Here is a 20,648-nt window from a genome sequence, read left to right on the forward strand (position 1 = left end):
TCTTGAGTTATTCTTAAGTCGAGAAGTTCTGAGGGTGAGAAGGACGGCCGTGGTCAACGAGCAGGAGTTCCTGGCGGGGTACGACCCGCGGGCCTACCCCGCGGTCGCGGTCACGGTCGACGTGGTCGCCTTCACCATCCGCGACGGCGAGCTCCAGGTCCTGCTGATCCAACGGGCCGGTCCGCCGTTCGCCGGGTTCTGGGCGTTGCCGGGGGGCTTCGTTCGGCCCGACGAGGAGCTCGCCGCAGCGGCCCGCCGCGAGTTCGGTGAAGAAACCGGGCTCGGCGGCGAGCCGCTGCGGCGAGTGCACTTCGAGCAGCTCGCCTCCTACGGCACGCCCGACCGCGACCCGCGGATGCGGATCGTCTCGATCGCCTACCTGGCCTTCGCGCCCGACCTGCCGGAGCCCTCGGCCGGCTCCGACGCCGGCGACGCCGAGTGGCTGGCGGTGACCGCACTGCCCAGCCGCGAACTGGCCTTCGACCACCGCCGGATCGTCGACGACGGTCTGGAGCGGGCCCGCTCCAAGCTCGAATACACCCCGCTGGCGACCGCGTTCGTCGGCGAGGAGTTCACGATCGCCGACCTGCGCGCGGTCTACGAGACCGTCTGGGGACACCCGCTGCATGCCGGCAACTTCCACCGCAAGGTGCTCTCCGTGCCTGGGCTCGTCGAGGGCACCGGCGCGACCACCGAGCACGGCGGGCCGCGCGGCGGTCCCCGCGCCCGTCTCTACCGGGCGGGCGACGCCCGGTTGCTGCACCCAGCCCTGCTCCGGCCGGCCCGGGAGGAGACGTTCCGATGACCACGCTCGACGAGGCGATCCGCCTGGTCAACCAGGCCGGCGACGCGGAGCTGTTCGGCTCCGACGACCCGCACCGCGGCTACCTGCGGCTGGCCGCCGTGCTGCATCCCGACCGGGTGGCGCCGGCGGCCAAGGCGGTCGCGACCGACGCCTTCATCACGCTGACCAACCGCTGGCGGGCGCGCGGCACGGTGGCCTTCGGCCGCTATCGGGTCGGTGCGGTGGCGCACTCCGGCGACCTGGCCAACCTCTACGCGCTCGGCCGGGGCATGTTCCTGAAGCAGCCGCGCCGCCCGGTCAACAACGACCTGATGGACCGCGAGGCGCACGCCCTGAGCCGGATCGCCGCCGCCGGCGACCCGCGCTACCTGCCCTACGTGCCCCGGCTGGTCGAGACGTTCCGGCATCGTGACCCCGGCACCGGCGAGGAACGACGGGTGAACGTACTCGGTTCCGTACCCCAGTTGCGCAGCGTCGCCGACCTGATCCGGATGCGGCCCGACGGCCTGGACCCGCGCGACGCCGCCTGGATCTGGCGGCGGTTGCTGGTCGCTCTCGGGTTGGCGCACCGCGCCGGCGTGGTGCACGGTGCCGTGCTGCCCGAGCACATCCTGGTCGAGACGGCCGACCACGGTGTCGTGCTCGTCGACTGGTGTTACGCGGTGGTCGACCGGCTCGACCACGTGCCGGCCGTCGTGCCGGGCTACGCCGACTGGTATCCGCCCGAGGTGCACAAGCGACAGCCACCCGGGCCGGAAACCGACATCGCGATGGCCGCCCGGTCGATGACCGCGCTGATGGGTGGCTACGCGCCGGCGGCTCTGCTGGCCTTCGCCAAGGGCTGCGCGCTGGCGTCGCCCCGGCATCGGCCCGACGACGCCTGGCGGCTCCTGGCCGAACTCGACGACCTGCTCGAACGACTCTACGGCGCGCGGAAGTTCCGCCCGCTCCACCTTTAAGGAGGCCCGCGATGGGCAGCGGAGTCTGGTCAACCGACGTCTACGATGCCGCCGACCGCTACCGGCGCTCGACCGGCAAGAGCGCCTTCGCCTACAGCGACAGCGGCGCCCGCACCGTCCACCCCAAACTCGACCCTCGTGGCGCCGTCCGGGAGAGCCGCGACTCGGCCGAGCACCCCGAGTCGATCTCGATCGCAGTGCTCTTCGACGTCACCGGCTCGATGGGCCACGTCCCGCGCGTGCTGCAGACCAAGCTGCCGAAGCTGCTCGGCCTGCTGCTGCGCAACGGCTACGCCCGCGACCCGCAGATCCTCTTCGGCGCGATCGGCGACGCCACCTGCGACCGGGTGCCGCTCCAGATCGGCCAGTTCGAGTCCGACAACCGGATGGACGACGACCTCAGCCGGATCGTGCTCGAAGGCGGCGGCGGCGGGCAGATGACCGAGTCCTACGAGCTGGCCCTCTACTACATGGCCCGGCACACCGAGCTCGACTGCTTCACCCGGCGCGGGCGGCGTGGCTACCTGTTCGTGATCGGCGACGAGCTGGCCTACGACCGGGTCAAGGCGCGCGAGGTGCGCAACGTGTGCGGCGACGACCTGAGCGAGGACATCCCGATCCGGCGGATCGTCTCGGAGGTGCGACGCAAGTTCGACACCTATTACCTACTGCCGCGCGGAGCCAGCCACGCCGGCAACGCCAAGGTCCTCGACTTCTGGCGGGGGCTGCTCGGCCAGAACGCGATCGAACTCGACGACCCCAACGCGGTCTGCGAGACGATCGCCCTGGCCGTGGGCCTCGGCGAGGCGGCGATCGACCTCGACGCCGGGCTCTCCGACCTGGCCGCGGCCGGCAGCACGGTGGCGGCGTCGGTGTCCAGCGCGCTGGCACCGGTCGAGCGGGGCGGGCGGGTGCTGTCCACCTGGGGCCTGCCGACCACGCTGCACGGCGACGACCGAATCAGCCGGCTATGAACCACGTGCTGGTAGCCGACCTGGGATACGGCGACGCGGGCAAGGGGACCGTCGTCGACTGGTTGTGCGCGAAGGGGATCGACGGCCGTCCGGTTGCCGCAGTGGTGCGGTACAACGGGGGCGGGCAGGCCGGCCACAGTGTCGTTCTGCCCGACGGACGGCGTCACGTCTTCGCCCAGTTCGGCGCCGGCACGTTGCGTGGCGTGCACACGCACCTGTCCCGGTTCATGGTGGTCGACCCGCTGGCGCTCGTCGTCGAGGCCGACCACCTGGCCGACGTCGGTGTGCCGGATGCGTTGGACCGGCTGACCGTCGAGGGTGACGCGCTGCTCGCCACGCCCTATCACCGGGCCGCCAACCGAGCCCGGGAGATAGCCCGTGGGGCCCACCGGCATGGGTCCTGCGGCAAGGGGGTGGGCGAGGCGATGGGGTACGCGCTCGCCCACCCCTCCGACGCGCCCCGGGTGGCCGACGCGCAGGCCCCCGGGGTGCTCAGGGCCAAACTGACCCTGCTCCGCGACCGCCTGGTCGACGAGCTCGGCCCGCTCGACGTGCCGCCGATCGAGGCGACGGTGCATGCGTTCGGCGCGTTCGCCGCGCGGGTGCCGATCGTCAGCCGGGCCTTCCTGGGCAACCTGCTGGCGGTCGGGCCGGTGGTCTTCGAAGGCGCCCAGGGCGTGCTGCTCGACGAATGGCACGGGTTCCACCCCTACACGACGTGGAGCACGACGACGTTCGACAACGCCGAGACGCTGCTGGTCGAGGCGGGCCAGGCGGGCAACGCGACCCGGCTCGGCGTGCTCCGCGTGGTGACCACCCGGCACGGCGCGGGCCCGCTGGTCACCGAAGACCCAGGGTTGCCGCTGACCGACCCCAACAACCCGACCAACCGGTGGCAGGGCCGGTTCCGGTTCGGACACTTCGACGCGGTGGCGCACCGCTACGCGATCGAGGTGTGCGGTGGGGTCGACGGGATCGCGCTGACCCACCTCGACATCGTCAGCCCGGCGTTGAAGTTCTGCGACCGCTACGACTGGACCGACCGGCTGCTGCCCGGGCCGGTCGGCGACCTGGCCCGGCAGGAGGCGCTGACCCGGCGGCTGTTCAGCACGCGGCCCCGCTTCAGCAACGGACCGGTCGACTGGCCGTCGGCGGTCTCCGCGGCGCTCGACGCGCCGGTGGTGATCACCTCACACGGCCCGACGGCCGAGGGAAAGCAGGTGCTCAGGCCGAACTGGGCTGCCAGAGCTCACCCTGCAACAGCTGGCGGGCACCCAGCCAGGTGAAGTTCATCAGTCGCGCGGCCGAGTGGTCGGGGTCGGCCTCGGGGTGGTCGGCCAGCCAGTCGGCGACCGACTCGGCCGCGCCGACGAGGGCGTAGGCGCTCGCGGTCAGATCCGGCTCGCGGGCCTCGGTGCCCCCGCTCGCGAGCACCGCGCGGCCGAGCATCCCGGCGACCACCTCGACGATGCGGCCGCGGAGGGCGGCGATGTCGGCGGCGAACGGCTGGCGGCCGCTGGCCTGGCGGTAGAGCACGGCCCAGCCCTCGCGGTGTGCGCCGACGAAGCCGAAGAAGCCGCGCAGGCCGCGCCAGAGTTGCTCGTCGGCCGGCAGGTCGTCGCGCACCACCGCCACGATCGACTCGAGCAGGCGGGTGCCTTCCTGGTTGACGCAGGCCCGGAAGAGGTCGTCTTTGCTGCCCAGGTAGGCGTACACCATTGGTTTTGAAATGCCGGCCTCGTCGGCGATCTCATCCATGCTGGCCGCGTGGAAGCCGCGGCGCGCGAAGACCCGCACGGCCGCGTCGAGCATCTGTTGCTCGCGGACGGCGCGCGGAAGGCGCTTGAACGTTGGCCGGCTCGGCACGCTTGCCAGCATATCTACTCCTGCGTAAGGTTACTCCGGAGTAGCTAAATCAGTTGAAGGGTATTTCCGCGATGACTGACTTCGACCCGACCCCGTTCGCAGCGGTCGGCCCCAAGGAGTTCGCGCAGCTGGTCAAGTCCACGCCCGACGCAAAGATCGCTGAAATCATGCAGAGCGACGCGCGCGGCAAGGTCCTCGACCAGGTCTTCGAGCGGATGCCGACCCTGTTCCGCGCCGACCGCGCCGGCTCGACCAACGCGGTGATCCACTGGACGGTTACGGGCCGCCCCGATGGTGGCAGCGACACCTACGAGGTGGTCATCGAAGACGGTGCGTGCACCGTCAACAACACCGCCGAGCGCGACCCGCGGCTGTCCCTGACGATGGGCCCGGTCGACTTCCTGAAGATCGTTTCGGGCGGCGGCAACCCGGTGATGATGTTCATGACCGGCAAGCTCAAGGCCAAGGGCGACCTCGGCCTGGCGGCCAACATCGCCAACCTCTTCGACATCCCCAAGAGCTGAGATGGCGGAGTTCTCGCTCGACCTGAGTGAGGAACAAAGCGACCTGCGCGACTGGGTGCACGGCTTCGCGGCTTCGGTCGTGCGCCCCGCTGCGGCGGAGTGGGACGCCCGCGAGGAGACGCCCTGGCCGGTGATCCAGGAGGCGGCCAAGGTCGGCCTCTACGGTTTCGAGTTCCTGGCCAACACCTGGGCCGACCCGACCGGCTTGTCGCTGCCGATCGCGAGCGAAGAACTCTTCTGGGGTGACGCCGGGATCGGCATGGCCCTGATGGGCACGTCGCTGGCGGTGGCCGCGATCTACGGCTCCGGCACGCCCGACCAGCTCGTCGAGTGGGTGCCGCAGTGCTTCGGGTCGGTCGACTCGCCCGCGGTGGCGGCGTTCTGCTCGACGGAGCCTGCTGCTGGTTCTGACGTCGGCGCGATGCGCACCCGGGCGGTCTACGACTCGGCTTCTGACACCTGGGTCCTCAATGGGCAGAAGGCCTATGCCACCAACGGCGGCATCGCCGGCGTGCATGTGGTGACGGCGAGCGTGGATCCCGCTCTGGGTGCTCGCGGGCAGGCGGCTTTCGTGGTGCCGCCCGGGACGGCTGGGCTCTCGTCGCCACGGAAGCTTTCAAAGCTGGGGTTGCACGCCTCGCACACCGCTGACGTCTTTCTCGACGACGTGCGGGTGCCGGGGTCGTGCCTGCTGGGCGGTCATGACGCGCTCTCCTCGCGCTTGGAGCGCGCTCGCTCGGGGCAGCGTTCCTCGTCGTCGTCGGCGATGCGCACCTTCGAGATCACCCGGCCGACGGTGGGCGCGCAGGCGATCGGGGTGGCCCGGGCGGCGTATGAATACGCGCTGTCCTACGCCAAGACCCGGGAGCAGTTCGGGCGGCCGATCATCGAGAACCAGGCGGTGGCGTTCGCCCTGGCCGACATGCGCACCGACATCGACGCGGCGCGGCTGCTGGTGTGGCGGGCGGCGTGGATGGGCCGCAACAACCGCCCGTTCGAGGCCGGCGAGGGCTCGATGTCGAAGCTGCGGGCCGGCGAGGTGGCCGTCTCGGTCACCGAAAAAGCCCTCCAGATCCTCGGCGGTGCCGGGTATGTGCGCGACCACCCGGTCGAGCGCTGGTACCGGGACGCCAAGATCTACACCATCTTCGAGGGGACCTCGGAGATCCAACGGCTGGTGGTCTCCCGAGCGATCTCGGGCCACCAGATCCGGTGACGACGGCACACGCCGTCTTAACCCTCGCGCGGCGAGGGCTCCTGACACCGGGCTCACCGCGACGGGTTATCGCGCAGCTTTCCGCTCTTCGCCGCTGGGGCTATGGCCTCGGCGGCGAAGTCCATTCCGCGGCGGCGCGGTCTCCTTCGTCGGTGGCGCTGATCGATGCGGACGGCGCGCTGACCTACGGGTCTTTGTTGTCGCGGGCGTCGGCCTTGGCCTTGGGGTTGCGGGCCTCGCTGGGGATCGGGCCGGGTGACCGGGTCGGGGTGTTGTGCCGCAACGACCGTGGGTTTGTGCTGTCGGTGGTGGCGCTCTCGCTGCTCGGGGCTGACGCCGTTCTGGTCAACACTGGCCTGTCGTCCGCGCAGATCGCCGCGGTGGTTCGTGATCATGGGTTGCGGTTGGTGATCCATGATTCCTCGTTCGAGGTGCCGCCGGGTTTCCGTTCGATGGTTCGGGGCGGGGCGGCCAGTCTGGTTGAAGGGCCGCCGCTCTCCTCGCATAACAGCGTCCGCGGCGCGGGGGCCGCCGTGCCTGCCTCGACCGCCCCGGACCCGTCGCTACACGACACGGCCCGCGAAGCGGCGCCCGCCGCGCCTGCCTCGATCGCCCCGGACCACTCGCTGCGCGACGTGGCGGCCGCCGTTGATCCCTCGACCGTTCCGCACGAGTCGCGACACGACGCGGTCCGCGGCGCGGCGCTCGCCGCGGCTCCCCCGGCCAACCCTGACCACTCGCCGAAAGACACGGTCTATGGCGGGGCGCCAGCCGTGCATCCCGCGACCGGCCCGGACCACTCCGCGCAAGAGGCGGCCCGCGCCGCGGCGCTGGCCGAAGCCGCGTCTCCCGCTGTGTTCCTGGACGCGTCGTTGCTCGACGCGGTCTGCAGCGCGGCGCCCGTCGGGGTCTTGTCGCCGCCAGCGCGGCCGGGACGCACCGTGGTGTTGACGTCTGGAACCACCGGCACGCCCAAGGGCGCGCGGCGACCGAACCCGGGCGGGCTCGGGCCGTTGGTGTCGATCCTCGACCGGATCCCGGTGCGGGCCCGGTCGCGGATACTGATCGCCGCGCCGCTCTTCCACACCTGGGGCTACGCGGCGCTACAGATGGCCTTCGGGCTGCGGGCGACGGTCGTGCTGGCGCCGCGGTTCACTCCCGAGTCGACCGCGGATCTCGTGCGGCGGCATGAGTGTGCTGCCGTGTTCGCCGTACCCGTGATGTTGGAGCGTCTGCTCGAAGCCGGGTGTGTGTTGCCTGGTCTGCGGGTGGTGGCGGTGAGTGGGTCGGCGCTGCCGGGTGATCTCGCGACGCGGTTCATGGACGCCAACGGGGAGGTGCTCTACAACCTCTACGGGTCGACCGAGGTGTCGTGGGCGTCGGTGGCGACGCCCGCTGAGTTGCGCCGGTCGCCGCGGGCCGCCGGGAGGCCGCCGCACGGCACCCAAGTGGCGATCTTGTCCCCGTCTGGGGCGCCGGTGCCGGCTGGCACGGTCGGGCGGATCTTCGTGGGCAACGAGATGCTCTTCGAGGGGTACGCGGGCGGGGCGTCGCCCGTCGAGTCGCGCGACGGGTTGCTGGCCACCGGTGATCTCGGCGTCCTCGACGCTTCCGGCCTGCTCACGGTCTCGGGGCGCGAGGACGACATGGTGATCTCCGGTGGCGAGAACGTGTTTCCGTCTTCGGTGGAGGACCTGCTTGCCGCACTGCCGCCGGTGCGGGAGGTCGCGGTCGTCGGGGTGGCCGACGAGGCGTTCGGCCAGCGGCTGGCCGCGTTCGTGGTGCTCCACCCCGGGGCGTCGCTGTCGGCCGACGAGGTGCGGTCGCATGCACGGCAGCACGGAGCACGGTTCGCGGTGCCGCGGGATGTCCATTTCGTGGCGGCGCTACCCCGCACGGCGACCGGCAAAGTGATCAAAGGTGCGCTGCGCTCCTGACGAGTGACGGTGTGTAGCCGCCCCCCTTCTTCCCGTGCTGGCTAGGCGCGACAAATGCCACACACCACGCATACGCGGTGGACGCTGGTCGCCGAGAGTAGTCACTATCGGTGAATGTTGGATGGCGGAACACCTGGCGGTAACGGTGAGCACACCGGCCCCTTGGGCCGCATGCTGCACTTCGACGACATGGACGTGCCGTCCGACGTCGTCGACGCGCTAGCGCTGTCGCACTTCGTCTCGGGCGACCAGCCGTGGGCTCGGACCAAGCGACTCGACCGGGTACGCGACGGCGCGAGCCTCCTGCCCCCCAACGCCAAGCTCGTGCGGGTCGCGGTCGACGAGGGCCGCGACGCCCGACTGGCGACCGGCGACGGGTGGACCGTCCGCGCGGTCCGCTGGCGCACCGGCGGCGCGTCGATCACGGTGACCGCGGTCACCGAGGAGCTGGCGCAGTCCGTACTCGACGAGTGCATGTTCGGCGCGGCCGAGCCCGCCGCGGTCGACACCGGCGAGGTCGAGATCGGCTTCTGGCACCAGTCGCAGATGGGCCCGACCCGTACCGCCCGGCACGTGGCCTGCGACGAGTGGACCTCGATCCGCGACAACTATGAGAAGACCGCCGGCGAGGCGATCGACCAGATCGCCGGCCTCACCCCCGAGACGGTCAACGGCCGGCTGCTGATCATGCACGGCAGCCCCGGCACCGGCAAGACCACCGCGCTGCGCGCGCTGGCCCGGTCCTGGCGCGACTGGTGCCAAGTCGACGTCGTGATCGACCCCCAGGCGCTGTTCACCGACCCCGGCTATCTGGCGCGGGTCGCCGCGGGCAGCCAACCCGGCACCGACAGCCGCCGTTGGCGACTGCTCCTGCTCGAGGACAGCGACGACCTGATCCGCGCCGACGGCCTGACCGCGACCACGCAGCAGCTCTCCCGGCTGCTCAACCTGACCGACGGTCTGCTCGGCCAGGGCGGCAACGTGATCGTTGCGGTGACCACCAACGAGAAGATCGGCCGCCTGCACCCGGCGGTGCTGCGGCCTGGTCGGTGCATGGCGCAGATCGAGGTCGGCCCGCTGCCGTACGAGCAGGCAACCGAATGGCTCGGCTCCTCGACCGGCGTCGGCGCTTACGGTGCGACGCTGGCCGAACTGCTGGCCCTGCGCGACGGCCGTCCGTCGGTGGCGACCCCACCCGCACCCGCCGCGAGCGGCTTCTACCTCTGAGCGATCGTCGGCAGGCTGGCGGTCTGGCGGTCTATCGCACGACCTCGGCCTTCCGCAGGAAGCCGATCTTCCTCAGGAAACGGAAGAAGTGCGGATCGAAGCGCGCCGGGTCGGCCGAAGTCAGCTCATCGGCCGACCACCATCGCGTGGCGGCGAACTCGCGCTGATCCGGCCTGATCCGCTGACCCTGGTGCGCCGCTACCGGGAACCAAAGGCTCACGTCGGTGTGCCCACGGTCGATGCCGATCGTCTCCGTGACGGTGAGAAAGACCGGGTCGCCCACGGTGACCCGCAGGCCAAGCTCTTCGAACGCCTCGCGCCGCGCCGTGTCGGCCGGATGCTCGCCCGGTTCGACGTGGCCGCCGGGCGGTAGCCAGAGGCCAGCGTTGACGTGGTCGACGAGCAACACATTGCCGTCGCCCTCGATCGGCACGACGTAGGACACCAGGTGCCGCGGCGGAGTATCCGGCTTGATCCGACGGAAGACGTCGGTCGTGCCGGCAAGCCACCGAAGCGTGTCGGTCTTGTGCTCGGCCTCGACCAGGTCCGCCGTGTCCAACCGCTCAACAAGATCCACTACCGCAGGCACGCTCATCGCAGCCCAGTATCGTGGACGCCGTCGTGAAAGCTCTCGCGTTAACCCTCCGTTTCCTGCTGGAACTCGTTGCCCTGGCCGCGCTCGGCTATGGCGGCTGGAGCATTCCATCGCCGGTCTGGCCGAGCGCACTGCTGGCGGCCGCGTACGTGGCTGTTGGCATCGCGGTCTGGAGCCGCTGGGTAGCTCCCCGTGCCAAGCACAAACTCCCCGATCCTCAACGCCTCCTCCCCGAGTGGCTCGTCTTCGGCGGGGCGACCGCGGCTCTGATCGCCACCGGCCATTGGCCGCTTGGCGTCGCTTTCGGTGCGTTGGCGGCCCTCGATCGCGTCGCCCTGTGGCGCCTGGGCGCCGACACCGACGGCGGATCCATCTCGCCGACACCGTGATCGCTGCGGCTCTGGTCGTTGCTGGCCGCTGGGCGCGCCTTCCCCGCACTGGCGGCCGTGGATCGCTTCACGCCGTCGCGCGCTAGGCGCCGACGGCGACAGCGACAGCGACAGCGACAGCGACAGCGACAGCGACAGCGAATCCTCCCGACAACATCGCGATCACTGCGGCTCTGATCGTCCACCGGTAGCTGGCAGCTGGGCGATCCTTTCGCCGTGCTGACGGGTCTGAACCCCTTCGCTCCGTGGCACCTAGGCTCCGAGACCGCTAGCTTTCCTCGGTTGATGGGTGGTCGAGCTTCAGGGCGTAGGCGTCTCGGAGGGATTCCCAGCCGTAGGCGCGCGCCTCGTTGCCGCGAATCGGCCCGACCGGATTGCCTGACAGGAGGTGCTCGGCGACGTCTAGGCAGATGTGCCAGCCGGCGGCCACCTGAGGGATCCAGGAGGGGTCGCTGACCGTGTGGTGGAGAGTCAGGCGGGAGCCCATCGCGATGGCCGCGACGTTCCAGCGGAGGATGTCGGTGCCCCAGCTATAGGTCAGCGTTCGTTCGGGGTCGACCTCGGTCACCTCCACCGCGATGTCGGCGTTTTGGTCGCCGTCGATCATCGTCAACGTCGCGGGACCGAGCGCGGCCAAATCGCGGTCAGCCGTGTAGGGCGCCCACTCACCCAGCTCACCGGGTGCGGTCAGCGCCCGCCAGACGCGTGGGGGCGGATGGGGGAAGTCGCGAATGAACACGAGGGTCCAGCGGCCGTCGGCCGCCTGCTCGGTGCGTGCTTCTGCCAGTGGACCCGGTTCGTAGGGCTTCATGACTACTCCGTCGTATCGAGATGGCGAGCCAGCCTGTCGAGATGCTTTGTCCACAGCAGACGGTAGGGCGCGAGCCACTCGTCGATCGCCGCGAACTGGGCCGGCTCGACGTGGTAGATCCGGTGTTGCGCCGCGATGCGTGACGAGACGAAGCCCGCCTCGCGCAGCACCTTGAGGTGCTTGGACACTGCCGGCTGGCTGATCGTCAACGCGGCGACCAGCTCGCCCACGCTGCGGTCGGAGACACGCAGCTCGTCAAGGATCCGCCGGCGTGCCGGCTCCGCCAGCACCGCGAAAGCATTCACAGGCACACGCCCAATATTCCCTGACGAGCATATGCCTGTCAAGACATACAGGCGCCTCGGCTGCGATCCACAACAGCACTAGATACCCCCGCACCGCCAGGCCGCGCCTGCCAGCCAACCGCCGCCCGCCGCGGCGCGATGCAACCGCGGCGGCGGCCGCGCGGTGCCAACCGCCGCGCCCGTGTCCAACGGTCGACGGTTTGCGCCCAGTCTGCTCACCCGGCGCCGCGGACGGTGCACAAGTCGTTGAGTCATAGGGGAATCCTCGACTGAGGGTGTGACAGAAACGCGGTCGCTGGCGGTTATCCACAGGGCCTTTTTTGACAGAGCAGCCGGCGTCCGGCGTCGCTAGGCTCGTCGCCATGTCACGGGTGGTGGTAGTCAGCGGCGGAGGAACCGGCATCGGCCGGGCGGTGGCCGCGTCGTGCGCGAAAGACGGCGACACGGTGGTGATCGTCGGCCGACGGGCCGACGTTCTGGCCGTGACGGCGGAAGAAATCGGCGCGCACCCGATCGTCGCCGACGTGGGCGAGGTCAGCGACGCGGAGCGGGTAGCGAGTGAGGTTCACGAGCGCTTCGGTCGGGTCGACGTGCTGGTCAACAACGCCGGCGGCAACGCGGTGCTGGCATTGCCCGACCCGGGCCCAGAGGTTGGCCCGGTGGCGCGAGCGTCAGCCGCGTGGACGGCCAACTTCAAGTCCAATGTGCTCACTGCCGTGCACCTCACGGAAGCGCTGCGCGACCTGCTCGCCGACGACGCGCGGGTCGTGCTGCTCAGCTCGATTGCCGCGTTCCGCGGCTCGGGCAGCGGCTCCTACGGCGGTAGCAAGGCGGCGCTGCACCCCTACGCGATCGACCTCGCCGCGGCGCTCGGCCCGCGTGGCATCACGGTGAACGTGGTCGCACCGGGCTACACGACCGAGACGGAGTTCTTCGCCGACACGATGACCGACCAGCGCCACGAGATGCTGGTCGGCCAGGCGCTCAACAAGCGCCCCGGGCACACCGACGATGTCGCCGCCACGATAAGTTGGCTGACCTCACCGAGCGCCGGTCACGTCACCGCGCAGATCATCCAGGTGAACGGAGGTGCGCTGCCTGGCCGTTAGCCGCCCGGGCGGGGCCCGGCGACCTCTACCCACCGCCAGCGGCGTGCGGCGCCAAAGGCGCTGCCCCGCCGCCGCCCCAAGGTTCGGTGAAGGGCATCGAGGTCCGCGGCACGTCGCTCTAGTCCACCACCGCGCCGGCGCTCACGTTCAGGACCGTGCCGGTCAGGGCGCCGGCCTGATCGGAGGCGACGAACGCCGCCACCTCCGCGACCCGGGCCACCGTGAGCGGCCGACCGAGCGGGCTCCCCGCCCCGGCCGCTTCGGCGACCTCCTCGAACGACATGCCGAGCCGGGCGGCGGCGTCGCGCCACACCCGCTCGGTCTGCGAGCCCAACCGGAGGGCCGTCTCGGGAATGCCGGTCAACCGGAGGCAGACCACCCGGGTGCCGCGGGGCCCGAGCTCCGCGGCCAGCTGCCGGGCCAGCGTCTCGACCGCCGCCGACGCGCTGCCGAACGGGCCGGTCATGGCGACCGGCATCCGGGCCATCGGGGTCGACAGCATGATGATCACGCCGTCCCTCATGTGCACCGCCGCCGCCTTGGCGGTGTTATAGGCGGACCGCGCGGCGTCGGCAATCGGCCCGACGACAGTGTCGGCGCTCATTTCGATCAAGGGCATGCCTTGCGCGCCGCCGTCGAGGCCGACCGCGTTGACACAGATGTCGACAGCGCCGACCTGAGCTGCGAACGCGTTCACGGACACCTCGTCGAGCACATCCACCACGGACGTCTCGGCCGGCTCGCGGCCGAGTGCGCCGATCTGCGCGGCGACCGCGGAAAGGGCCGACCCGGTCCGCCCCGCCAGATAGACGCGGGCGCCCTGAGCTGCGAAAACGCGAGCGATCTCGGCGCCGATCGCGCCGCCGCCGCCGTACACGATCGCCTTTTTGTGTTCAAGCATGAGCGTTCCTCCGAGCCTATTGGTTGATCCTCTCGTGCGTTACGGCGACATTTCCGCGGATCGCCGATCGTGGTTGCGGTAGTGGGCACTCATGGCCCTAGGGTCAGACCCATGAAGTTGCTCGTGACCGGCGGTGCCGGCTATATCGGGTCCGTTGTCGTGCATCAACTGCTTGACGCCGGCCACACGGTCGAGGTCATCGACGACCTCTCGACGGGCCACGTCGGCTCGCTGCCGGGTGAAGTGATGTTGCACAAGCGCGACCTGCACGAGGTCGGCGAGGTGCTGACGGCTGACGCGGGGTTCGACGGGGTGCTGCATTTCGCCGCCAAGATCGCTGCTGGCGAGTCGGTGGAGCGGCCCGAGATCTACTGGCACACCAACGTGTCCGGTTCGCTGGCGCTGCTCGACGCGGTGCGGCTGGCCGGCGTGCAGCGGTTGGTGTTCAGCTCGACCGCGGCCGTCTACGGCAACCCGAGCACGCTTCCGATCACCGAGCAGGCCCCGGTCGCGCCGACCAACCCCTACGGCTGGACCAAGCTCGCCGTCGACATGGCCATCGCCCACGCGGTCAAGGCGCACCAGCTGGGCGCGACCAGCCTGCGCTACTTCAACGTGGCGGGCGCGGCCCTCGACGGCCCGATCCCGCTGGGCGAGTGTCACGAGCCGGAGACCCACCTGATCCCGGCCGCGCTCGAGGTCGCGGCGGGCCTGCGACCGAGCCTGCGGATCTTCGGTGGCGACTACCCGACCCGCGACGGCACGTGCGTGCGCGACTACATCCACGTCGAGGATCTCGCCGCGGCGCATCTGCTCGCGCTCGAGGCGATCGATCCGGGGCGTCACAAGATCTACAACCTGGGCAACGGCAAGGGTTTCTCCAACCTCCAGATCGTGGAGATGGTCCGCACGGTGACCGGCGAGGAGGTGAAGGTCTCACCCGCTCCGCGCCGCGCCGGTGACCCCGCTACGCTCATCGCGTCGTCGGTCCGGGCACGCGCTGAGCTGGGCTGGGTCGCCGCCAAGCCCGACCTGGCATCGATCGTGGAGGACGCATGGACCTTCTTCCAGACGCGCCGCATCGCCGGCTCAACCGGCTGACCGGCGAGTGGGTCCTGGTCTCACCGCACCGCACGGCTCGACCCTGGCAAGGCCAGATCGAAGAGACGACACCGGAGAAGCGTCCGGAGTACGACCCGTCGTGCTACCTCTGCCCCGGCAACACCCGGGCCGGCGGGGTGAAGACACCGGTGTACGACTCGACCTACGTCTTCGACAACGACTTCGCGGCCCTGCTGCCCGACGCCGCGAAGGGTGGGGTCGATGATGGCCTGCTGGTCGCCCGGCCGGAGCGCGGGATCTGCCGGGTGGTCTGCTTCTCGCCCCGGCACGACCTGACCCTCGGCGGCATGTCGCAGCCGGCGCTGCGCACCGTGGTCGACACCTGGGCCGAGCAGACCGCCTCGCTCGGCGCCATCGACTGGGTCGGGCACGTGCAGGTCTTCGAGAACCGCGGCTCGATGATGGGTGCCAGCAACCCTCATCCGCACGGCCAGATCTGGGCGACCGAGAGCGTGCCCAACGAGCCGGCGAAGGAGTTGGCGCAGCAGGCGGCGTACGACGGCGATTGTCTGCTCTGTGACTATCTCGCCGCGGAGCTGAGCGACGGGTCGCGGGTGGTCGACAGCAACGAGCATTACGTCTCGCTGGTGCCGTTCTGGGCGGTATGGCCGTTCGAGACGCTGGTGCTGCCCCGGTCGCACCACGGGTCACTGACCGATTTGGACGGTGCGGAGCGCGACGGGCTGGCCGACGTCCTCGGCAAGGTGACCCGCCGTTACGACCGGCTGTTCGGCGTCACGTTCCCCTACTCGATGGGCTTCCACCAGCGGCCGACCGACGGCAGCGAGCACCCGCGCGCCCACCTGCACGCGCACTTCTACCCGCCGCTGCTGCGGTCGGCGACGGTGCGCAAGTTCATGGTCGGCTTCGAGCTGCTGGCCCAGCCGCAGCGCGACATCACACCGGAGAGCGCGGCGCAGCGGTTGCGCGAACTCGACAACGATTGATCTTCGCCCGGCGCGGGTACTTCCCTCCACCCAACTGGTGGGGAGGGTCTGCGATGGGGCTGTCGGACGAGGAACGCGACCGCCTCCAAACCGCGCGTCAGGACTCTCCGCGTGGGGTGCTGCTGGCGATGTTGGTCGGCTTCGTCGTGCTGGCCGGGGTGTTCGCGACCCGCGGCGGCACGAGCGAGTTGCCGCTGCCGTGGAACGTGGTCGTGCCGCTGTTGCCGCTGGCGTTCCTCGTCGCGCTGGCGGTCCCGCTGCTGCTCCGGGTACGCCGCCGCGGACAACTGCCGCTCCTGGCGGGCGCTGACCCTGCGACCCGCAGGGCGGTGAACCGTGCGATCCGCGATGGCTTCGCACCGGATCCGCGCATCGACGACCTGGTTGTCGACCTGCGGGAACAGTTCACACCGCGCCAACTCGGCCTGATCGCGACGATCCAGATCGCCGGCGCGCTGGCCCTCGGCACGGCGGCGGTTCTCGCCCGCGAGCCGGTCACCTGGATCCTGCTCGGCGTTGCCGCCGTGTCGATGGTCGCCGCCGCGGTGTTCCAGATCCGGCGGCGGCGACAGCTCATCGCTTACCGGCCCGGTGGGGCGCCGACGGCCGAACCGCCGGCCGCTGCGAAGGGCGATTGACAGCGGCCGGCGGGGTTTCGGGCGTCAGCTGGCGTACACCTCTAGCTCGGAAAGCTGGCCCGCGGGCCAGCCGGTGTTGCCGGTGACGTTGACCCGCACGTAGCGGGTCGACGTCGCGGTGAAGCTGACGGTCACCGCATTGCCGGTCGCCGGATTGAACACCCGGCCGGCGGACGCGGAAAGCGTGCTCCACGACGATCCATTGGTGCTGCCCTGGATCGACAGCGTCTGGGTCCGGGTCTGCCAGGCGGCCGGCGGCGGCAGCTTGAGCACGACCCGGCCGACCGACGTCGCGGCGCCGAGGTCGACCTGAACCCATTGCGGAAACGCGTTGTTGGGGCTTTCCCAGTAGCTGTTGGCGTCGCCGTCGACGACGTTGCCGGAGCCGTAACTCTGGGTGTGTCCGCTCTCGGCGGTCGGCTTGCCAAGCGCGAGGTTGGTGTTGGCCGGCGGCGCGTTGGTCGTCGTCGTGACCACATTGGAGGAGCTGGAGACGTTGCCGGCGGTGTCCCGGGCGACGACCGAGAAGCTGTAGCTGGTGTTGGGGGTCAGAGCGTTGACGGTGTAAGACGTGCCGGTCGGCGAGCCCACCACGGTGTTGCCCTGGCGCACGTCGTAGCCGACCACGCCGGTGTCGTCGGTCGAGGCGGTCCACGAGAGCGAGACGCTGGTGGTGGTCTTGCCGGTGACTGTCAGGTTGCCCGGTGCGGTGGGCGGTCCGCCGGGGTCGACGATCCCGCCATACACCTCGAGCTGCGAGATCTGGGCGGCCGGCCAGGCGGTGTTGCCGTTGATCGTCAAGCGCACGTAGCGGGCCAGCGACGCGAGCACGGGCAGCGTCACGCTGTTGCCGGACGCGGGGTTGAAGGTCACCCCGGCGCTCGGCGCGAGCGTCCCCCACTGCGATCCGTTGGTGCTGCCTTGGATCAGGATTGTCTGGGTACGCGTCTCCCAGCCCGGCGGCAGCTTCAGCACGACGCGGTTGACCTGCACGGCAGTGCCGAGGTCGACCTGGAGCCATTGTGGGAAGGCGCTGTTGGCGCTCTCCCAGTAGCTGCCGACGTTGGCGTCGACCGCGTTGCCGGCGACGAAACCGCCGTTCTGGGAGCTCGCCGAGGTCGGCTTGTTGAGGGCGAGGTTGCCGGTCGGCGGGTCGGGCGGGGTGCCGGTGGTGGGCTGGGTCGGCCGGGTGGCGGTGAGGGCGAGTTGGCCCTTGAGCATCCGGCCACCGTCGGCGGTGATCCGCAAGTAGTAGTCGGACGAGCAGAAGGTGCCGTCTTCGTCGAGGGAGCGGATGTTGGCGCCGGCGGGGGTCGTCGCCTGCGTCTCGCTGGTCTTGGCGATCTGGTTGCCCTCGTTGAACTCGTCAAACATCGAGACGTAGAGGCCGGCGGCGCCGACCCGGATCATGTTGTAGATGTGTCGCCAGTAGAAGTCGCCGTGCCGGCGATGCCCCGACGACAGGTCGCCCGGCATCACGCACGGCTGGTAGTCGATGCCGTTGGCATTGCAGTCGGCCTGGTCGGGGATGTTGACGTTGGTGTAGAAGGAGTCGAGGCCGGCCAGGTCACCGGTGCGGCCGACCATCCACGGCGAGATCATGTTGAACGCGTGGTAGACCTCGGAGAAGCCGGCGCGCGAGTCGTTGATCCCCTGTCGCCAGTAGGTGGGCACGCCGCCGATGACATAACAACCCTGCGCCTTGAACCAGTTGATGACGTCGAGGCAGGGTGCGGGCGCGAACGGGCGGCCGGAGTCGTTGAAGCCAAAGCCCCAGATGCAGACGACCGGCTTGCCGTTCTGCCGTGCGTAGGCGGACGACGCGGTGTGCGCGGACATCTTGGTCGTCCAGTCGGTCTTGATCTCCGACTGCATGTTCGTCCAGCTCGTGACGTCATACATGATGTAGAACTTGCGGCTGTAGCGCTCGGCGGCCGCGCGGACCTTCTGTGCCATCGCGTCGCGGGTCGGGCCCTCGTCGCTGACCGGGTTGAACCGCTGGAGGGCGGCGGTGTCGACGTTGTATTGCTGCATCCACTTGAAGTGGGTGTCGACGGTCTGGTCGTCGTAGGACGAGAAGAGTTGCGCCGGCTGGCCGTTGCCGAGGTTGGGGTAGGCGGTCGTGTAGGCGCGGGTGAATTCCCGCATGTCGGGCCAGGACACGATCGTCGTGTTGCTCGGCGACGGCGGCTGGAACCGGTCCCGGCTCCAGTGCCACCAGCCGCCGATCGGGGCGCCGTCACCGGGGCAGGCGAACCAGCCCTGGTAGCCGACGGAGATCTTGCCGACCACGTCGCCGGGCGGGCTGGCCGCGCTGGCGGGACTGGCCAGGACGGCGGCCAGTTCGGTGGTGGAGATGGCGGCGAGCGCAGAGCCGGCCGCCACTGAGGTCACGAATCTTCGGCGCGATACCGCCATGTCAACCGCTCCTTGGGCGTAGGGACGGATCGACGGTCATCGTGCCAGGACGCGACACGATCCCGCAATAGTTGGACTCATCTCTGCAATCTCACGACAACCCAGAATTTTCGCTCCTCTGTTAATTTCTTGCGCCCCCCTGTTTGATTTTCTACGATCTTCACCATGCCCGATGTCCTCGTGGAGGCGGCCGGCCTCGTCAAGCGCTACCCACCCCGAGACCGTCACGGCACGGCGTTCACCGCGGTCGACGGCATCGACTTCACCCTGCGGCGCGGCGAGTCGTTCGGGTTCCTCGGACCCAACGGCGCGGGCAAGTCGTCGACGATGCGGATGATCGCGTGCGTGTCGCCGCCGACCGGCGGCACGCTGCGGGTGCTCGGCATGGACCCGCGTACCCATGGCCGGCAGATCCGGGCCCGGCTCGGCGTCGTGCCACAGGACGACGCGCTCGACCGCGACCTGACCGTGCTGGAGAACCTGCTCATCTACGGCCGCTATTTCGGGCTGCCCAAGGCGCTCATCACCGAGCGCAGCGGGCAACTGCTGGAGTTCGCCCAGCTCGCCGACCGCGGCGGCGAGCGGGTCGACGCGCTCTCGGGCGGCATGCGGCGGCGACTCACGATCGCCCGGTCGCTGATCAACGAGCCGGAGATCCTGCTCCTCGACGAGCCCACCACCGGGCTCGACCCGCAGGCCCGGCACGTGCTCTGGGATCGGCTGTTCCGGCTCAAGCAGCAGGGCGTCAGCCTGATCCTGACCACGCATTACATGGACGAGGCCGAGCAACTCTGCGACCGGCTGGTCGTGATGGACAAGGGCCGGATCGTCGCGCAGGGCTCGCCGGCCGAGCTGATCGCGGCACACTCCACAAAGGAGGTCCTGGAGCTGCGCTTCGAGATCGGCGAGCAGGACAAGGCGCTGGCGAAACTGCGCGACGCCGAGATCAGCGACCGGCTGGAGGAGCTGCCCGACCGGGTGCTCTGGTATACGGCCGAGGGCGAGGCGGCGCTGGCGGTCGTGCATCAGCTCGGCCTGGTGCCCGCGACGGCGATGGTGCGCCGGGCCAGTCTCGAAGACGTGTTCCTCGCGCTCACCGGCCGGACGCTGGTCGACTGATGGCGACCGCCGACGCGATGGTGTTCCGCGCCTACCACTATTGGATCCTGCGCTATCGACGCACCTGGCGCGGCACGGTGGTGATCAGCATCGCCAACCCGTTGCTGTTCCTGGTGGCGGTCGGGCTTGGCATCGGCCGGCTGGTCGGGCCCGATCCCGCGGCCCTGGGCGGCGTCGACTATCTGGCGTTCTTCGCGCCCGGGATGCTGGCCGCGGCCGCGATGCAGAACGGCATCATCGAGTCGGCGTTCCCGGTGGCGTTCAATCGTGGGCCCGGCGGCGCCTACCCGGTCGCGGCCGGCACGCCGTTGGAACCCGAGGACATCCTGCACGGCCATCTCCTCTTCATGGCGTCGCGGGTGACACTGAGCGCCGCCGTGTTCGCGGCGGTGATGGTCGCGTTCGGTGCGGCCCAGTCGCCGCTGGTGCTGTTGGCGGTGCCGGCGGCGGCCCTCACCGCGATGGCGTTCGCGCTGCCGGCAGCCGCCTGGGCGGTGACACTGCCGGACATCCGGCCGGTGAACGGCATCTTCAAGTGGGTGGTGATGCCGCTCTACCTGTTTTCCGGCACGTTCTTCGCGGTGTCGCAGCTGCCGGAGGCGGTCCGTCCGCTCGTCTACGCGACCCCGCTGTGGCACGGCGTCGACCTGTGCCGCTCGCTGAGCCTCGGCACGGTCTCGTGGCCGCTCGCGATTGTCCACATCGGATATCTCGCTGCCCTCGGCGCCGTCGGATACCTGCTGGCACGCCGCACCTACCGGCGCCACCTCCACGCCTGAAGGGAAG

General features: G+C 70.1%; 21 protein-coding genes. 15 read left to right on the top strand and 6 right to left on the bottom strand.

Features of this window, described 5'->3' with window-relative positions; all coding sequences use genetic code 11:
• The first annotated feature begins 49 nt into the window (after positions 1–49).
• From DFJ67_RS10285 to DFJ67_RS10300, 4 genes are read left to right on the top strand one after another with little or no spacing between them, the layout of a single operon-like run.
• The gene (locus tag DFJ67_RS10285) at positions 50–805 is read left to right on the top strand and encodes an NUDIX hydrolase (protein WP_116067672.1); all 756 of its coding nucleotides are present in this window, start codon (positions 50–52) and stop codon (positions 803–805) included.
• On the top strand, positions 802–1,764 hold the full coding sequence (locus DFJ67_RS10290; protein WP_116067673.1) for a protein kinase family protein: 963 nt from the start codon (positions 802–804) through the stop codon (positions 1,762–1,764). The genes DFJ67_RS10285 and DFJ67_RS10290 overlap by 4 nt, the downstream gene beginning before the upstream one ends.
• Before the next feature lie 11 nt (positions 1,765–1,775).
• Positions 1,776–2,738: a hypothetical protein gene (locus tag DFJ67_RS10295; protein WP_116067674.1), complete on the top strand. Its 963-nt coding sequence runs from the start codon at positions 1,776–1,778 to the stop codon at positions 2,736–2,738.
• Positions 2,735–4,024: an adenylosuccinate synthetase gene (locus tag DFJ67_RS10300; protein ID WP_116067675.1), complete on the top strand. Its 1,290-nt coding sequence runs from the start codon at positions 2,735–2,737 to the stop codon at positions 4,022–4,024. Before DFJ67_RS10295 ends, DFJ67_RS10300 begins: the two co-directional genes overlap by 4 nt.
• Here DFJ67_RS10300 and DFJ67_RS10305 read toward each other — a convergent pair.
• Positions 3,963–4,604, bottom strand: coding sequence for a TetR/AcrR family transcriptional regulator (locus DFJ67_RS10305; protein WP_203783553.1), 642 nt, complete (start codon positions 4,602–4,604; stop codon positions 3,963–3,965). The genes DFJ67_RS10300 and DFJ67_RS10305 overlap by 62 nt on opposite strands.
• Before the next feature lie 71 nt (positions 4,605–4,675).
• Between DFJ67_RS10305 and DFJ67_RS10310 the strand changes: the two genes are divergently transcribed.
• The 4 genes from DFJ67_RS10310 to DFJ67_RS10330 all read left to right on the top strand — a co-directional run bounded on the left by DFJ67_RS10310 (position 4,676) and on the right by DFJ67_RS10330 (position 9,508).
• The gene (locus DFJ67_RS10310) at positions 4,676–5,128 is read left to right on the top strand and encodes an SCP2 sterol-binding domain-containing protein (RefSeq protein WP_116067677.1); all 453 of its coding nucleotides are present in this window, start codon (positions 4,676–4,678) and stop codon (positions 5,126–5,128) included.
• Position 5,129: 1 nt separating this feature from the next.
• Positions 5,130–6,344: an acyl-CoA dehydrogenase family protein gene (locus DFJ67_RS10315; RefSeq protein WP_116067678.1), complete on the top strand. Its 1,215-nt coding sequence runs from the start codon at positions 5,130–5,132 to the stop codon at positions 6,342–6,344.
• A complete protein-coding gene (locus tag DFJ67_RS10325) occupies positions 6,341–8,281 on the top strand; it encodes an AMP-binding protein (protein ID WP_275407649.1) in 1,941 nt (646 codons plus the stop codon). Before DFJ67_RS10315 ends, DFJ67_RS10325 begins: the two co-directional genes overlap by 4 nt.
• Before the next feature lie 171 nt (positions 8,282–8,452).
• Positions 8,453–9,508 (top strand): DUF5925 domain-containing protein, encoded by a 1,056-nt coding sequence (locus DFJ67_RS10330; protein ID WP_116067679.1) that lies wholly within the window; start codon positions 8,453–8,455, stop codon positions 9,506–9,508.
• Positions 9,509–9,539: 31 nt separating this feature from the next.
• On the opposite strand, the gene DFJ67_RS10335 is transcribed toward DFJ67_RS10330, so the two are convergent.
• A complete protein-coding gene (locus DFJ67_RS10335; protein ID WP_116067680.1) occupies positions 9,540–10,103 on the bottom strand; it encodes an NUDIX domain-containing protein in 564 nt (187 codons plus the stop codon).
• A 14-nt stretch (positions 10,104–10,117) separates the two neighbouring features.
• On the opposite strand from DFJ67_RS10335, the gene DFJ67_RS10340 reads away from it, so the two are divergent.
• Positions 10,118–10,492: a YrdB family protein gene (locus DFJ67_RS10340; RefSeq protein ID WP_203783551.1), complete on the top strand. Its 375-nt coding sequence runs from the start codon at positions 10,118–10,120 to the stop codon at positions 10,490–10,492.
• A 268-nt stretch (positions 10,493–10,760) separates the two neighbouring features.
• Here the strand turns inward: DFJ67_RS10340 and DFJ67_RS10345 are convergent, their stop codons facing one another.
• Both DFJ67_RS10345 and DFJ67_RS10350 read right to left on the bottom strand, forming a co-directional pair.
• Positions 10,761–11,303, bottom strand: a complete 543-nt coding sequence (locus DFJ67_RS10345; RefSeq protein WP_116067682.1) for an SRPBCC family protein — start codon at positions 11,301–11,303, stop codon at positions 10,761–10,763.
• A gap of 2 nt (positions 11,304–11,305) precedes the next feature.
• Positions 11,306–11,614: an ArsR/SmtB family transcription factor gene (locus DFJ67_RS10350; protein ID WP_203783543.1), complete on the bottom strand. Its 309-nt coding sequence runs from the start codon at positions 11,612–11,614 to the stop codon at positions 11,306–11,308.
• Positions 11,615–11,970: 356 nt separating this feature from the next.
• Here DFJ67_RS10350 and DFJ67_RS10355 point away from each other — a divergent pair, with 356 nt between their 5' ends.
• Positions 11,971–12,717, top strand: coding sequence for an SDR family NAD(P)-dependent oxidoreductase (locus DFJ67_RS10355; RefSeq protein WP_116067684.1), 747 nt, complete (start codon positions 11,971–11,973; stop codon positions 12,715–12,717).
• A 118-nt stretch (positions 12,718–12,835) separates the two neighbouring features.
• Here the strand turns inward: DFJ67_RS10355 and DFJ67_RS10360 are convergent, their stop codons facing one another.
• The gene (locus DFJ67_RS10360) at positions 12,836–13,618 is read right to left on the bottom strand and encodes an SDR family NAD(P)-dependent oxidoreductase (RefSeq protein ID WP_116067685.1); all 783 of its coding nucleotides are present in this window, start codon (positions 13,616–13,618) and stop codon (positions 12,836–12,838) included.
• Between the two features lie 111 nt (positions 13,619–13,729).
• On the opposite strand from DFJ67_RS10360, the gene galE reads away from it, so the two are divergent.
• Genes galE through DFJ67_RS10375 form a run of 3 tightly spaced genes read left to right on the top strand, consistent with a single transcriptional unit; the run spans position 13,730 to position 16,325 of the window.
• Positions 13,730–14,719, top strand: a complete 990-nt coding sequence (gene galE, locus DFJ67_RS10365; RefSeq protein ID WP_116067686.1) for a UDP-glucose 4-epimerase GalE — start codon at positions 13,730–13,732, stop codon at positions 14,717–14,719.
• A complete protein-coding gene (locus DFJ67_RS10370; protein ID WP_116067687.1) occupies positions 14,674–15,687 on the top strand; it encodes a UDP-glucose--hexose-1-phosphate uridylyltransferase in 1,014 nt (337 codons plus the stop codon). Before galE ends, DFJ67_RS10370 begins: the two co-directional genes overlap by 46 nt.
• A 53-nt stretch (positions 15,688–15,740) precedes the next feature.
• On the top strand, positions 15,741–16,325 hold the full coding sequence (locus DFJ67_RS10375; RefSeq protein WP_147315474.1) for a hypothetical protein: 585 nt from the start codon (positions 15,741–15,743) through the stop codon (positions 16,323–16,325).
• A 24-nt stretch (positions 16,326–16,349) separates the two neighbouring features.
• Here DFJ67_RS10375 and DFJ67_RS10380 read toward each other — a convergent pair whose 3' ends face one another.
• Positions 16,350–18,743: a glycoside hydrolase family 99 protein gene (locus tag DFJ67_RS10380; protein WP_116067689.1), complete on the bottom strand. Its 2,394-nt coding sequence runs from the start codon at positions 18,741–18,743 to the stop codon at positions 16,350–16,352.
• Between the two features lie 165 nt (positions 18,744–18,908).
• On the opposite strand from DFJ67_RS10380, the gene DFJ67_RS10385 reads away from it, so the two are divergent.
• Both DFJ67_RS10385 and DFJ67_RS10390 read left to right on the top strand, forming a co-directional pair.
• Positions 18,909–19,862 (top strand): ABC transporter ATP-binding protein, encoded by a 954-nt coding sequence (locus tag DFJ67_RS10385; RefSeq protein ID WP_116067690.1) that lies wholly within the window; start codon positions 18,909–18,911, stop codon positions 19,860–19,862.
• Positions 19,862–20,641: an ABC transporter permease gene (locus DFJ67_RS10390; RefSeq protein ID WP_116067691.1), complete on the top strand. Its 780-nt coding sequence runs from the start codon at positions 19,862–19,864 to the stop codon at positions 20,639–20,641. The genes DFJ67_RS10385 and DFJ67_RS10390 overlap by 1 nt, the downstream gene beginning before the upstream one ends.
• The last annotated feature ends 7 nt before the right edge of the window (positions 20,642–20,648 follow it).

It is taken from the genome of Asanoa ferruginea (genome assembly GCF_003387075.1).
Classification (GTDB): Bacteria; Actinomycetota; Actinomycetes; order Mycobacteriales; family Micromonosporaceae; genus Asanoa; species Asanoa ferruginea.